This window comes from Telluria sp. Soil_C_11 (assembly GCF_057657395.1).
The window spans coordinates 63,427-76,977 of the sequence record NZ_JBDGIN010000021.1 but is presented as its reverse complement, the minus strand read 5'-3'; the positions used below and the strand labels follow the sequence as shown (position 1 = coordinate 76,977).

Annotated in this window: 11 protein-coding genes and 1 pseudogene; 8 read left to right on the top strand and 4 right to left on the bottom strand. The window is 66.4% G+C overall.

The window, feature by feature from the left end:
• Nucleotides 1–76 precede the first annotated feature (76 nt).
• From AC3A6M_RS22605 to AC3A6M_RS22590, 4 genes and pseudogenes are all read left to right on the top strand, one after another.
• Nucleotides 77–928 (top strand): annotated as a pseudogene (locus AC3A6M_RS22605) (ISL3 family transposase); the annotation flags it as partial.
• 110 nt (nucleotides 929–1,038) lie between these two features.
• Nucleotides 1,039–1,896: a response regulator gene (locus AC3A6M_RS22600; protein WP_487854965.1), complete on the top strand. Its 858-nt coding sequence runs from the start codon at nucleotides 1,039–1,041 to the stop codon at nucleotides 1,894–1,896.
• Nucleotides 1,897–2,127: 231 nt separating this feature from the next.
• Entirely contained in the window at nucleotides 2,128–5,115 is a 2,988-nt protein-coding gene (locus AC3A6M_RS22595; protein ID WP_487854964.1) for a hybrid sensor histidine kinase/response regulator, read from the top strand.
• 143 nt (nucleotides 5,116–5,258) lie between these two features.
• Nucleotides 5,259–6,272: a response regulator gene (locus tag AC3A6M_RS22590; RefSeq protein WP_487854963.1), complete on the top strand. Its 1,014-nt coding sequence runs from the start codon at nucleotides 5,259–5,261 to the stop codon at nucleotides 6,270–6,272.
• Between the two features lie 274 nt (nucleotides 6,273–6,546).
• On the opposite strand, the gene AC3A6M_RS22585 is transcribed toward AC3A6M_RS22590, so the two are convergent.
• A complete protein-coding gene (locus AC3A6M_RS22585; protein ID WP_487854962.1) occupies nucleotides 6,547–6,993 on the bottom strand; it encodes a hypothetical protein in 447 nt (148 codons plus the stop codon).
• A gap of 262 nt (nucleotides 6,994–7,255) precedes the next feature.
• Between AC3A6M_RS22585 and AC3A6M_RS22580 the strand changes: the two genes are divergently transcribed.
• Complete coding sequence (locus AC3A6M_RS22580; protein ID WP_487854961.1) at nucleotides 7,256–8,863, top strand: response regulator; 1,608 nt, start codon at nucleotides 7,256–7,258, stop codon at nucleotides 8,861–8,863.
• A 24-nt stretch (nucleotides 8,864–8,887) separates the two neighbouring features.
• Here the strand turns inward: AC3A6M_RS22580 and AC3A6M_RS22575 are convergent, their stop codons facing one another.
• Nucleotides 8,888–9,406 carry a hemerythrin domain-containing protein gene (locus AC3A6M_RS22575; protein WP_487854960.1) on the bottom strand — a complete coding sequence of 173 codons (519 nt, stop codon included), beginning with the start codon at nucleotides 9,404–9,406 and terminating at the stop codon, nucleotides 8,888–8,890.
• A gap of 160 nt (nucleotides 9,407–9,566) precedes the next feature.
• Between AC3A6M_RS22575 and AC3A6M_RS22570 the strand changes: the two genes are divergently transcribed.
• On the top strand, nucleotides 9,567–10,271 hold the full coding sequence (locus AC3A6M_RS22570) for a sensor histidine kinase (protein ID WP_487854959.1): 705 nt from the start codon (nucleotides 9,567–9,569) through the stop codon (nucleotides 10,269–10,271).
• Between the two features lie 141 nt (nucleotides 10,272–10,412).
• Here the strand turns inward: AC3A6M_RS22570 and AC3A6M_RS22565 are convergent, their stop codons facing one another.
• Both AC3A6M_RS22565 and AC3A6M_RS22560 read right to left on the bottom strand, forming a co-directional pair.
• Complete coding sequence (locus AC3A6M_RS22565) at nucleotides 10,413–11,888, bottom strand: NAD(P)/FAD-dependent oxidoreductase (RefSeq protein WP_487854958.1); 1,476 nt, start codon at nucleotides 11,886–11,888, stop codon at nucleotides 10,413–10,415.
• 92 nt (nucleotides 11,889–11,980) lie between these two features.
• Entirely contained in the window at nucleotides 11,981–12,505 is a 525-nt protein-coding gene (locus AC3A6M_RS22560; protein WP_487854957.1) for a hypothetical protein, read from the bottom strand.
• A 137-nt stretch (nucleotides 12,506–12,642) separates the two neighbouring features.
• Here AC3A6M_RS22560 and AC3A6M_RS22555 point away from each other — a divergent pair, with 137 nt between their 5' ends.
• Complete coding sequence (locus tag AC3A6M_RS22555; protein ID WP_487854956.1) at nucleotides 12,643–13,305, top strand: hypothetical protein; 663 nt, start codon at nucleotides 12,643–12,645, stop codon at nucleotides 13,303–13,305.
• Nucleotides 13,306–13,342: 37 nt separating this feature from the next.
• Nucleotides 13,343–13,471, top strand: coding sequence for a hypothetical protein (locus tag AC3A6M_RS22550; RefSeq protein WP_487854955.1), 129 nt, complete (start codon nucleotides 13,343–13,345; stop codon nucleotides 13,469–13,471).
• Nucleotides 13,472–13,551: the final 80 nt, after the last annotated feature.

Below are 13,551 nucleotides of genomic sequence, written 5' to 3'. Positions count from 1 at the left end.
CTGAGCCCTGTTCAGTACAGGACCCAGGCCTTGGCTGCCTAGCGAACTTAACCGTCCAACTTTATGGGGTCAGTTCATCTGCAAGCTCGCTGGCCTGCATTGGGAAACGGTGCGCACGATCGAGCGAGCCCGACTGGAGCGGCAGTTGGCTGCGTTGCCCGAAGCTCAGCCAACGCGACTGGTAATGGACGAGTTTGCGCTATTCAAAGGCCATCGCTATGCAACCGTCGTGCTCGATGCCGATACGCGGCGCGTGCTCTGGGTCGGAGAAGGCCGCAGCCGTGAAGCGATCCGACCATTTTTCGAATGGCTCGGGGCCGCGCGTTGCGCCAGGATCGAAGCCGTCGCGATGGACATGAACACGGCGTTTGACCTGGAAGTACAGCATCACTGTCCAAACGCTCGTGTCGTGTACGACCTGTTTCACGTCATCGCCAAGTATGGCCGTGAAGTGATCGACCGTGTGCGCGTCGACGAGGCCAATCGTCTGCGCGACAATCTACCGCAGCGCAAAGTCGTCAAGCGAGCGCGCTGGCTCTTGCTGCGCAACCGGCAAAACGTACCGTCCGACCAACAGGCAAAGCTCGATGAGCTCCTGGCGGCAAACCAGGCCTTGATGACTGTCTACGTGATGAAGGCCAGCTTGAAAGAACTCTGGCAGACAGGCAGTGCCAGGCAGTGGCGCGTCGCTTGGCGCACCTGGCTTGCGATGGCCTGCGACAGTGATATCGAGCCGCTAAGAAAATTTGCAGCCAAGCTCACACCGTACTGGCGCGGCATCCTGGCCAGAGTGCGCTGGCCGATGCACACCGGCCAGCTCGAAGGCATCAACAACCGTATCAAGGTGATGAAGCGGATGGCCTACGGTTACCGGGACAGCGCCTTCTTCTTCCTCAAGATCCAAGCCGCCTTTCCCGGAAATCCGTGAAGAACCTTTTTTTTTGCCCGTCTGCCCGCGCGCGTGCGCGCCGCCCGCCATTCCGGATTTGGTGTAGGATTTCGTTCTTTTCGTTTAGATAACAGTCTGTACATCCTGCCATGATCCAAACCGGACAGCCTGCCCGCTCCTCCAGCTCCTTCGACTGGTCCGCCACCCGGCTGGGTGAACCCGGACAATGGCCCTGGCCGCTACGGATGGCGGCCGACCTGCTGTTCAACCTGCCGTTGCCCGCGCTAATGGTATGGGGCCGCGACATGACGGTCTTCTTCAACGACGCTTATGGCGCCCTCGCCGGCCCCGGCTATGGCAAGGTGCCGGGCGGCAGTGTGCCGCCGGTCATGCCGCCGCCGCTGGCCGCCGCCCCGGATGAACTCGAACGCGCCTGGAACGGCGACGCCGCCGTCGCCCCGGCCCGCTCGTTCGGCTTCGCCCGCTCGCCATCGGGCCCGGGCGGCGCGAACGGCGCGGACGGCGCCCACGACCTGCACTTCACGCCGCTGCGCGCGGAGGACGGCAGCGTCGCGGGCGTGCTGTGCGTGCTGGCCCCGGCGACCGCCGCTGCCGCGGCCGCCGCGGAAGCGCCTGCCGGGCCCATGCGCATCCTGGTGGTCGAAGACAATGTCGATTCCCAGTACCTGGTATGCGAGATGCTGCGCGCCTTCGGCCACCATGCGGACGGCGTCGGCCATCCGGACGATGCGCTGTCCCGCCTCGCCGCCGGCCGCTACGACGTGCTGTTCACCGACGTCAGCCTGCCGGGCATGTCGGGCGTCGAACTGGCCCGCAAGGCGCTCGGCGACGCGCCCGTGATGCAGGTGATCTTCGCTTCCGGCTACGGGGACACCTTGTTGCGCCACGTCGAGTTCCCCTACCTGTCGCTGCAAAAACCCTACGAACTCGACCAACTCCAGTCCGCGCTCGACACCGTCGCCGGCAAGATGCGGGCACGCACCTGAGACGGGCAACGGTGTGCATCAAACCGTCCAGGCTCGGCTAGAATTCATGTACGGCTTGCCAACAACGCAGGGCGGGCACGCCCGCGCCCGCCGCGCGGCGGGTCCCAGCGCGCGCCCACAGCCACGAAAGATGACCCTGACCGATTTGACTGGCAGCACCTACCGACCGTTCCCGCCGCTCCGGCCGTCCGCGCCTTTGCGTCGCGGACCAGTTGCGGCATCGGAGACGCGATGAGCGACGAGCTGCGCCAGGCCAGGGAAGCGTTGCGGCATGCCAACGCGCGCATGGAAAACATGCTCGAAAGCCTGTCCGATGGCGTCTGCGCCGTCGACCACGACTGGCGCATCATCTATATCAATGGACGCGCGCTGGACATGCTGGCGCCGCTGCAGCGCACCCGCGCCAGCCTGATCGGCGCCGAGGTGTGGGATGCCTTCCCCGAGCTGCGCGGCAGCCCGCTCGAAGCCCTCTACCGCGAGGCGATGGGCAAGCGCGAGACGGCGATCCACGAATTCTTCTACCCGGCGCTACGGCGCTGGTTCGAGGTGCGCGCCCATCCGTCGCCGGATGGGCTGACCCTGTACTTCCAGGACATCGACCGCCGCAAGGCCGACCAGCAGGCGCTCCAACTGGGCAACAACCGCCTGCAGGTGGCGCTGGCCGCCGGCGGCCTGGGCGACTGGCGCTGGGATGCGGCGAGCGACCGCCTGACGCTGGGCGAGCGCGCCGCCGCCATCTTCGGCCTGCCGGCCGAAACGCCGCTGGCCTGGAGCGCGCTGCGCGCCCGCCTCGATCCGAACGACCGCGAGCCGGTACGGCGCGCGGTGCTGCAGGCTTTCGCCGGCCATAACGACCTCGAACTCGAATGCCGCCTGCTGCCCGAGGGCGGCGACGGCAAGGAAAACCGCTGGGTGCTGCTGGTCGGACGCGCCGACCATGCCGAGCCGGACCGCGGCGGCGGCGTGCTCGGCATGACCGGCGTGGTCCAGGACATCAGCGCCCGCAAGAGCGCCGAAGACACCCTGCGCCAGAGCGAGGAGGTGCTGCGCGCGCTGGCCAACACGATTCCCCAGCTGGCCTGGATGGCGCAGGCCGACGGCGCCATCGTCTGGTTCAACGAGCGCTGGTTCGACTACACCGGCACCACCCCCGACCAGGTGGTCGGATGGGCCTGGCAATCGACCTGCGAGCCGAGCGTGCTGCCGACCGTGATGGACCGCTGGCAGGCCTGCGTGCGCAGCGGCGATCCTTTCGAGATGGAGTATCCGATCCGCGGCGCGGACGGCAATTACCGCTGGTTCCTGACCCGCGTCAATCCGGTGCGCGACCGCCACGGGCTGGTCGTGCGCTGGTTCGGCACCAACACCGATGTCGACGAGGTCAAGCGCGCCGAGCAGGCGCTGCGCGACGAGTCGCACGTGCTCGAACTGCTGAACAGCACCGGCAGCGCCCTCGCCTCCACGCGCGACCTGCGTTCCCTGCTGCAGGCCGCCGCCGACGCCGCCACCGGCATTGCCGGCGCGCGCCATGGCGCCTTCCTGTATCACGGCCGCGACGGCGCCGACGGCAAGATGTTTTCGCTGTACACGGTGTCGGGCGCCAGCACGGCCGAATTCGAACCCTTCGGCGAAGCCGGCCCCAACGCCCTGTTCGGCCCCGGCATGCCGTTCCCGCCGCTGGCAGTCCAGGAAGTCATGCTGTCCGCCGACGTCACCCATGACCCGCGCTTCCAGGATGGCGCGCCGTTCGGCTTGCCGGCCGGCCATCCGTCCGTGCGCAGCTACCTGGCGGTGCCGGTGGTCGCGCACTCCGGCGAAGTGCTGGGCACCATGTTCTTCGGGCACCCCGAAACGGGCGTATTTACCGAGCGCACCGAACGCATCGTGCGCGGCATCGCGGCCCAGGCCGCGGTGGCGATCGACAATGCACGCCTGTACGAAGCGGCCCAGCGCGCCGCCGAGGAGCGCAAGGTGCTGCTCGAAAGCGAAAGGCTGGCGCGCGCCGAGGCCGAGCGCACCAGCCAGATGAAGGACGAGTTCCTGGCCACCCTGTCGCACGAGCTGCGCACCCCTCTGTCGGCCATCCTCGGCTGGGCCCAGGTGCTGCGCCGCGGCAGCCGCGACCAGAACGACCTGCAGAAAGGCCTGCAGACCATCGAGCGCAATGCGCGCGCCCAGGCCCAGCTGATCGAAGACTTGCTCGACATGAGCCGTATTACTTCGGGCAATGTCCTGCTCGACATGCAGGTGATCGCGCCGGCCGGTTTCATCGACGCCGCCATCGAGACCGTGCGCCCGGCCGCCGACGCCAAGAACATCCGCATCGAGAAGCATTACGACGGTGAGCCCGGCATGATCGCGGGCGACGCGGCGCGCCTGCAGCAGGTGGTATGGAACCTGCTATCAAACGCGATCAAGTTCACGCCGCGCGACGGCCTGGTCGAGGTGATCCTGGCGCGCAACGAAGCCAACGTGGCGATCACTGTCCGCGACAACGGCGCCGGCATCAAGCCTGAATTCATCACCCACGTGTTCGAGCGCTTCCGCCAGGCCGACGCGTCGATGACCCGGCGCCACGGCGGCCTGGGACTGGGCCTGGCGATCGTCAAGCACCTGATCGAACAGCATGGCGGCACCGTGCGCGCCGAGAGCGCGGGCGAAGGCCGCGGCGCCAGCTTCACGATCGAATTGCCGCTCGCCAAGCACCAGCCGGCCCAGGGCCGCTCGGCGCGCGCCGCGATGATCTTGCCGAACCCGAGCACGCCGGAAATGACGATGCTCGACCTCAGCGGCGCGGACGTGCTGGTGGTCGACGACGACAAGGACGCGCGCGAGCTGATCAAGCGCATCCTGAGCGATTGCGGCGCCAGCGTGCGCATCGCGGCCAGCGCGCGCGAGGCCTTTGCGCGCTTCCGCGAGGCGGCGCCCAACCTCCTGATCAGCGACCTCGGCATGCCCGAAGTCGACGGATTCGAGCTGCTCGACTGGGTGCGCCACCTGGCCCGGGAAGAAGGCAGCCAGGTCCCGGCCATCGCCCTCACCGCCTTTGCGCGCTCGGAAGACCGGCTGCGCGCGCTCGAGGCGGGTTTCTCGGCGCATATTTCGAAGCCGGTCGAACCGAGCGAGCTGATCGCGACGGTAGCCTCGGTGGTGGGCCCGACCGCACCGCTGGCGCACCGCATCGCGGCGCCCGCAATGGGCCGGAATGGCGTACGCTAGCGTCAGGTTGTTGTTCCTACCGACGCACGCGGCGCTGTCCTACAAGAAATTCTCTGGCATTTGCTAGACTTAGGAATGTTGTGCTGAAGGTGGGTCCGGGGTCATCCTGCCCGGCCGTCGGCCCTGATTTGACGAGAGTACGCATGCCCAGCCGCCAAGACATCCTGAACGCCAAGATACTGGTTGTAGACGATTCACCCGACAATATCGAACTGATGGAAGAGATATTGCGTGAAGAAGGCTACACCGATGTCAGCTCCACGATGCTGCCGGAGCAGGTATGCCCATTGCATCGCGAACACAACTACGACCTGATCCTGCTCGACCTGCAGATGCCGGGCCTGAACGGCTTCCAGGTCATGAAGGGCCTGAAGGAAATCGAGCAAGGCGGTTACCTGCCGGTCCTGGCCCTGACCGCCCAGCCCAGCTTCAAGATCGCCGCGCTCGAAGCCGGCGCGCGCGACTTCATCAGCAAACCCTTCGACCTGCTGGAAGTGCACAAGCGCATCCACAACATGCTCGAAGTGCGCCTGCTCTACAAGGAACTGGCCCAGTATAGCCGCGCCCAGCAGGAACTGGCGCTGCACGACGCCCTCACCGGCCTGCCCAACCGGCGCCTGCTGGAAGACCGCATCGAGACCGCGCTGCAGCACGCCAACCGCAACCATCACAAGGCGGCGGTCATGTACCTGGACCTGGACGGCTTCAAGGCGATCAACGACACCTACGGCCACGCCTATGGCGACGAGATCCTGAAGATGGTGTCGCAGCGACTGCTGTCGAACTCGCGCAAGGAAGACACGGTGGCGCGCCTGGGCGGCGACGAATTCATCGTGCTGCTGGGCGACATCCACTGCCTGGCGGATGCCCAGGGACCGGCCGCCAAGCTGGTCGAAGCCCTGTCCGAGCCCTTCTTCATCAACGACCTGACCCTGCAGCTGTCGACCAGTATCGGCATCAGCATGTATCCGGACGACGCCGAGAACGTCACCGACCTGATCAGCATCGCCGACTACGCCCTGTACGAAGCCAAGCGCGCCGGCAAGAACCGCTTCTGCGCCAACGGCAGCGCGGCGCGCCAGGCCGCCCAGGCGGTCAAGCCGGCCGCGCCGGCGCCGGCGCCGGCGGCTTCGCCGGAGCTGGCGCAGCATCGTTGAGCAAACCCTGAATACCGCATTGTAACCGTCGTCCCCGCGCAGGCGGGGACCCAAGGTGCGCCTGCGCTGGCGAGACGCATACCAGCTTGGGTCCCCGCCTGCGCGGGGACGACGGGAGTTGGGCGCGGGCACGACGGGAAGTTGGGCGCACGCACGACGGGAAATTGGGCGCACGCACGACGGCAAATTGGCGCGCGCACGACGTTTGACGCCAACAATACAAAACGGGCCCGGCCGTCTCCAGCCGCGCCCGTACACTACCCGCGCGAAACGATCAGGCCGAGCCGGCCGTCTTGTCTCCACCCTGCCCCAGTGCGTGGCAGCCGATGGTTTCCTGGTTATGCGCCTCGATGGCGGCGGCGCCCTGGTGATCGGTGCTGGCATCGACTTTTTCGGGCGGCACTTCGATGCGGGTGATGCTGGACTGGATCGACACCGGATCGCTGGCCGGGAACGTCATCTCGACGGCGTCGTCGATCAGGGCTTCCTTGGCTACATCGCAGGTCGGATCCGTTTCGGCGGAGGCCATGGTGCGGATGGCACGGGCCCATTTGACGGCCTTGAGTTCGGCCAGTTCGCCGATGGTGTTAATGCCGAATGCATCGCGCAGGGCGTCGGCCTGCTGCTGGGTCATGCCGCGCAGGGCCGTGACCGGCTGTTCGACCAGTTCGCGGAAGCACTTATCGTGATGGGTGTCGTTTACGATGATTTGAATATTCATGTCTGTCCTTTCAAGTTGGCGCCTGTCTTCCATTGACACGGTTGAACCAGACACGTTTCCACTATCGCATACCCTTTTGCCATGCGTATGTGCGGCACCGAACCGTGATGCCGGGGTGCGCACGATTGACTTTTTGTCTTTACCGGCCACGTGCTATCATGACTAATTGCAACACTTCTTGCAGATATATTTTGCAATAAGAAACGCTCTGCTATCCTTGTAAAGTTTGTGAATACAACGCATTGACGCCAGCGTGAACGCCGTGCCGAACCCCGATAAGCCAAAGATCCTCGTCGTCAACGACGATGCCGCCAGCCTCCTGGCGCTGACCAGCCTGCTTGAACAATGGGCCGAGGAATGCAATTACGACGTGCTGTCGGCCCGCTCGGGCCAGGACGCCCTGCGTCAGGTGCTGCGCCATGATTTCGCCGTGATCCTGCTCGACGTCAACATGCCCGGCATGGATGGCTTCGAGACCGCGGAGGCGATCCACCAGCGCCCGCGTTCGGCGGATATCCCGATCATCTTCGTCACCGCCTTCCTGGCCGACGAGATCGACCGCCTGAAGGCCTACCAGCGCGGCGCCGCCGACTTCCTGTTCACCCCGGTCATCCCGCAAGTGCTGCGCGCCAAGGTGCAGGTATTCGTGGCGCTGGCCATGAAGAACGAGCAGCTCAAGCGCCAGGCGGAAAAACTGTCCCAGCGCACCACCGAGCTGACCGCCACCAACAAGCGCCTGGTGCGCGAGATGGAAGAGCGGCGCGCGGCCGAGCGCAAGAGCAGCGCCAAGGATGAATTCCTGGCGATGCTGGGCCATGAGCTGCGCAACCCGCTGTCGGCGATCAGCAGCGCTTCTTCCCTGCTCGGCTTGCCGGGCGCCGGCGCCGAATCGGTCGGGCGCGCCCGCCTGATCATCCAGCGTCAGACCCAGCACCTGTCGCGCATCGTCGACGACCTGCTCGACCTGTCGCGCGCGATGTCCGGCAAGATCCTGCTATCCAAAAAACGGCTCGACCTCGGTCCGCTGGTCTCGGGTTGCCTGGACACCTTCCGCGCCACCGGCCGCACCGCCGGCTACCAGCTGAACGCGCGGATCGGCGCCGGCTGGGTCGACGGCGACCCGACCCGCCTGGAACAGATCGCCACCAACCTGATCGACAACGCGCTGAAGTACACGCCCAGCGGCGGCAGCATCGAGATCGCCATCGACACGGTGGACGAGGAAGTGGTGCTGACCGTGAGCGATTCCGGGGTCGGCATTCCGCCCGACCTGCTGCCGCACGTGTTCGACGTGTTCGTGCAGGGCTCGATCTCGATCGACCGCTCGCAGGGCGGGCTGGGCATCGGCCTGTCGCTGGTGCGCCGCCTGGTCGAGCTGCATGGCGGCAGCGTGAGCGCCACCAGCGGCGGCAGCGGCGGCAGCAGCACCTTCGAGATCCGCCTGCCGCGCACGGAACCGGCGGTGGCGGTGGATGCGCCGGAGAATGCCGTCAGGGCCGAGGGCAAGCCGACCATTCTGCTGATCGAAGACAATGACGATGGCCGCGAGATGATGGCGACCATGCTGGGTTCGTATGGGTATGCGGTGATCCAGGCCTGCGACGGCCTGGAAGGCGTGAAGCTGGCCGCGGCCGAGCGGCCCGACGTGGCCCTGGTCGACATCGGCCTGCCGGGGATCGACGGCTATGAAGTGGCGCGCCGCCTGCGCAAGGACCCGGCCACCAGCGAGATCCGCCTGATCGCCCTGACCGGATACGGGCTGGCCGAAGACCAGCGCCGCGTGCTGCAAGCCGGCTTCGACCTGCACATGGTCAAGCCGGTCGACCTGGCGGCCCTGCTGTCGCAGCTGGCCGCCCCCGCCAACGCCTGAACGCCTGCCGGGGCAGGCTTCGGCTTACAGCGTCGACAGGATTTCCTGCTTGCGCTGCGCCATCTCCTGGCCCAGCGCCATCATGTCGAGGCCGCTCTTCTTGGCCTGCTTGAACATTTCCTCTTCTTCTTCCTTGACGTGGTGCTCGATTTCCTCGCCGAGCACCTTGACCTTGGCGTCGTACAGGTCTTCGTCCGGATCCATTTCCTGGAGCTGCTTGATCAGGTCTTTCGCAGCCTGGTGCTCGACCACGGCTTCATCGACCATGTCGTCGGCGTCCTTGACCTCCTCGCGCACGGCCGGGTAGAAGATTTCTTCCTCGATCTGGGTATGGGCGATCAGCGACTTGCAGATCTTCTCAACCAGTTTCTGCTTGCTGGCCTTGGCGCGGTCGCCCAGCTCTTCGAACTGCTTGAACATGTCGGATACTTCCCGGTGGTCGGCGGTCAGCAGGGCGATGGCGTCCTGGCCATTCATGTTGGCGGCGTGAATGGCGGCGTTTTTTGCTGCGGAATTCGTGCTGGCGTTCGCTTTGTTGCTCATGGTGATCCCCTCGTGATTGAATGGCTGCCGTACAGCCGGTAGCACCAGCTTCGCCCACGCGGCCCTGGCCGACTGTACGGAAACACACACTGACGTTTCCTGCGCGCCGCCGGAGGCCAAGCTGTTGTATCATTTTGGGAAACATTAATTGGTTGCTTCAATGAAAGCTTCGGCACCTGAACCCCTTTCACCCACCCAGGATGGCGACCCCGCCGCGCGCGTCGCGGAACTCACCGAACTGCTCGGGCACCTCACCGCTTGCTGGGACGAGGAACGGCGCCAGCTTGCGCGCCGCCTGCACGACAGCCTCGGCTCGTCGATGACGGCGCTCACCATGCACCTGGGATTGCTGTCCACGCACCTGAAGGAACAGCCGCAGCGCGACCGCGCGGCCCAGATGAAGCAGCTGCTCAACAACATCATCGAGACCAACCGCAAGATGCAGCTCACGCTGTGGAACGACAAGCTCGAATTCCTCGGCCCGAAGGCGGCGATCGCGGAGCTGGTGGCGGAATGGGGCCGCGAGCACGGCATCAAGGCCCGTGCCAGCCTGCCCGATGAAGAACCGGAATATTCGCGCGCGCAAGGCGTGACCCTGCTGCGCTGCGCGGAGGAAGGCTTGCGCAACGTCGCCGCCCACGCCAGGGCCACCGAAGTCGACGTGATCCTGGACGACGATGGCGACCAGGCCATGCTGACCGTGCGCGACAATGGCGTCGGCCCCGGCGGAGACCAGGGCAATGCCCTGAGCTGCCACGGCTTGCGGCTGCTGCGCGAACGGGCGCGGCTGCTGGGCGGTACGCTGATCCTTGGGCATGGTCCCGAAGGCGGCGCGGCGTTGACGCTGGTGCTGCCGAAACAATAAACCCCGTCGTTCCCGCGCAGGCGGGAACCCAGGTTGGTGGCGGACCAGGGAAACTTGGGCCCCCGCCTCCGCGGGGGCGACGTTCGAGGCCGCGGGAATGACGTTCGAGGGCCGCGGGAATGACGTTCGCGGGCTATCGATTCAGTGCAGCTTGACCAGTGGCGTCGTCCTGCGGATCAGGAACCGCGCCACCGCCAGCACCCCGGTCCGCATCGCTCCCAGCACCGCCTGGTGGTGCATCAGGTGCAGGCTCGTGTACATCATGCGCGCCACGAAGCCTTCGACGAACCAGGTCGCGCGCAGCGAACCCATCAGGTTGCCGACCGTGGTCTGGTGGCCGATCGACACCAGCGAACCGTAATCCTTGTAGACATAGGCGTCCTTCTGCGGCGGATGGCCGGACGCCATGTTCATGAAGGTCTTCACGAGGTAATCGGCCTGCTGGTGCGCGGCCTGGGCGCGCGGCGGGACCGGCTTGCCGTCGCGGTCGGTGCAGGCGGCGCAGTCGCCCAGCGCGTACACGCCCTCCACGCCCTTGACCCGCAAATGGCCGTCGACCTCGAGCGCGCCGCCCTTGGTGGTCGGCAGGCCCAGCGAAGACAGGAATTCCGGCGCGCGGATCCCCGCCGCCCACACGCAGATGTCGGACGGATAGACGTGGCCATCCTTGTCGATCACCTGGTGCGCATCGATTTGCGTCACCCGGCAGTCGGTCACCACGCGGATCGCGCGCTCGGCGAGCAGGCGCGCGGCCGAGGCCGAGACCCGCTCGGGCAGCGGCGCCAGGATCCGCGGCGCGCCTTCCAGCAGGGTGATGCGCACGTCGCGCTGGACCTGCAGGCGGTTGAAGCCGTAGGCCGCATAGGCGCCGGAGGCTTCGCGCAGCTCGGCGGCCAGTTCGACGCCGGTGGCGCCGCCGCCGATGATCACGATGTCGAGTCCGTCGCCACGCTTGCGCCGCGCCTGGCCGGCGTCCGTCGCCGTGGCGGCGCCGGCCTCGTTCGCGGTCAGGGTGGCGTCGGCGGTGGCCGGGTTGGCCGCGCTGCGCGGCGCATCGGTCGCGACCACGCCCGACTCGAAGGTGCCCGAACCGACCGCCTTGGCGACCGCCACGCCCGGATTCGAGGCGCCCTCGCCCTTGGCCTCGGCGGCCTGGGCGAGCAGGCGCAGCAGGCGCAGGCGGAAGCGCTCGGCGTCCTCGGTGGCGTTCAGGGAAATGGTGTGCTCGCGCGCGCCGGGCACGCCGAAATAATTCGAGGTGCTGCCGACGGCAATCACCAGGGAGCGGTAGGAGATCGTGCGCGCCGGGAAGATTTCTTCGCCATCGCTGGCGGCGCTGACCGGTCCGACGCCGATGACCCTGCTGGCGGAATCGAGCGCCGTCATGGCGCCGTAGACGAAGGTGAAGCCGCAGTCGTGGGCCAGCATCTGGTAGGACAGGCCTTCCTGGTGGATGTCCAGGGTGCCCGCCGCCACCTCGTGCAGCGACGGTTTCCAGATGTGGTAGAGCCGGCTGTCCACCAGCATCACCTTCGAGGGGCCCAGCTTGCGCCCCAGTTTGCAGGCGAGTTCCAGCCCGCCCGCACCGCCTCCTACGATCACAATCTCGCTATGCAAGCCTGCCTCCGCCGGTAGCGCCCGTCTTATCGGGCTAACAAGGGCAGTTTACTACGAGGGCGGAAAAGCTGCCGGGCGGCAGACGCCGCTGCTCAGTCGTGACCGCGGCCGTGGCCATGGCCGTTGCCGTGGCCGCCGCCGTGACCATTGCCGTGGCCATTGCCGTGGCCGCGGTCTTCCCAGCGGTCGTTGTCGCGATCATGGCCGCCGTGGTGGCGCTCGACCTCGCGGTATTCGACGCGCTCGACCACCCGCACGTCCGGACGGCGGCCGCCGTGGAAATGCTCGCGGTAGCGCGGCGCATAGGTGTTGGTGTACCACTCGTCGCGCACGAACAGGACCGGACGGCCGCAGGCGTCATACCTCCCGCAGAACTTCGCCCAGTGCTTGCGGTGGCCTGGCGGCACACGCAGGTAGACCGGTTCGGCGCGGTAGTATTGCGGCACCTCGCGGATAATCACCGGCTGGGGCGCGTACAGCACCGGCTGCGGCGCGAAATCGCCGAGGTCGATGCGCCCGTAGAAGCCGGGCTGGCCGACGCTGATGCTGACATTGGTCTGGGCCAGGGCCGGGAAAGCGGCGGCGCACAGCGCCACGCCGAAGATCAGGGATTTCATGTTTTCTCTCCGTATAAGAATGTGGCTAGTTTACCAAACGTAATGTTGCGTTCTGTACGTTGCAACACATGCTTACATCCGTTACCGATACAATGCCCCTTCTTCCGATTCCGCACATTGAAAGCACGATGATGTTCATGAAATTCGCAAGCGCCGCGGGCGCCCTCCTTCTGGCAGGCGCCGCCCAGGCGCAGATCGGCGTCAGCGCCGACCTCGGCACCACCGGCGCCGGCTTCCACGTGGTGGTCCCGATGGAGTCCAACCTGAACGGCCGCTTCGGCGCCAATTATTTCAAGCACGACTTCGACCGCACCACCAACGGCGTCGACTATGCGATCAAGGGCAAGCTGCAGACCTTCGACGTGCTGTTCGACTGGTACCTGCGCGAAGGCAGCCCCTTCCACCTGACCGCCGGCCTGGTCTACAACGGCAACCGCTTCGACGCCAGGGCCAAGGGCAACCAGCTGGGCAAGATCACCCTGAACGGCACCACCTACACCACCGCCGACGTCGGCGACCTGACCGGGCGCATCGACTACCGCAAGGCCGCGCCCTACCTCGGCATCGGCTGGGGCAACGCGCTCAGGAACAACAGCAACTGGAGCTTCAGCACCGACCTCGGCCTGTTCTACCAGGGCAAGCCGAACGTCGACCTGGCCAGCGTCGGCTGCACCACCTCGAAAGCCGTCTGCGACGCCCTGGTGAAAGACGTCGCCGCCGAGCGCCTGCAACTGCAGGACGACGCCGACAGCCTGAAGGTCTACCCGGTCCTGCGCGCCAGCCTGAACTACCGTTTCTGAATTCTGGTGGTAGGATGGTTCGCACGGAGGCAAAATCATGCGAACTCGTCCGTTGCGCTGGAGCCTGGTGCTCCTGGTGTGCCTGATGGCGGTGGCCTGCCACGACCGGCGCGAGCCGGTCAAGCCGACCGTCGACCTGTCGGCAGCCGTCGGCATCGTCCGCTGAGCGCCCGCATCCGCCGCTCAGGCACCCCGACCCGCCGCCCGTCTGGCGGCGCGGTACACTATCGCGTTTTCACTCATAAT

Excerpts from the sequence above, each read along its gene's own strand:
- AC3A6M_RS22570 (WP_487854959.1), top strand. The coding sequence starts at position 9,567 with ATGAAAGCTTCGGCACCTGAACCCCTTTCACCCACCCAGGATGGCGAC.
- AC3A6M_RS22585 (WP_487854962.1), bottom strand. The coding sequence starts at position 6,993 with ATGAATATTCAAATCATCGTAAACGACACCCATCACGATAAGTGCTTC.
- AC3A6M_RS22560 (WP_487854957.1), bottom strand. The coding sequence starts at position 12,505 with ATGAAATCCCTGATCTTCGGCGTGGCGCTGTGCGCCGCCGCTTTCCCG.
- AC3A6M_RS22600 (WP_487854965.1), top strand. The coding sequence starts at position 1,039 with ATGATCCAAACCGGACAGCCTGCCCGCTCCTCCAGCTCCTTCGACTGG.
- AC3A6M_RS22590 (WP_487854963.1), top strand. The coding sequence starts at position 5,259 with ATGCCCAGCCGCCAAGACATCCTGAACGCCAAGATACTGGTTGTAGAC.
- AC3A6M_RS22550 (WP_487854955.1), top strand. The coding sequence starts at position 13,343 with ATGCGAACTCGTCCGTTGCGCTGGAGCCTGGTGCTCCTGGTGTGCCTG.
- AC3A6M_RS22555 (WP_487854956.1), top strand. The coding sequence starts at position 12,643 with ATGAAATTCGCAAGCGCCGCGGGCGCCCTCCTTCTGGCAGGCGCCGCC.
- AC3A6M_RS22575 (WP_487854960.1), bottom strand. The coding sequence starts at position 9,406 with ATGAGCAACAAAGCGAACGCCAGCACGAATTCCGCAGCAAAAAACGCC.
- AC3A6M_RS22595 (WP_487854964.1), top strand. The coding sequence starts at position 2,128 with ATGAGCGACGAGCTGCGCCAGGCCAGGGAAGCGTTGCGGCATGCCAAC.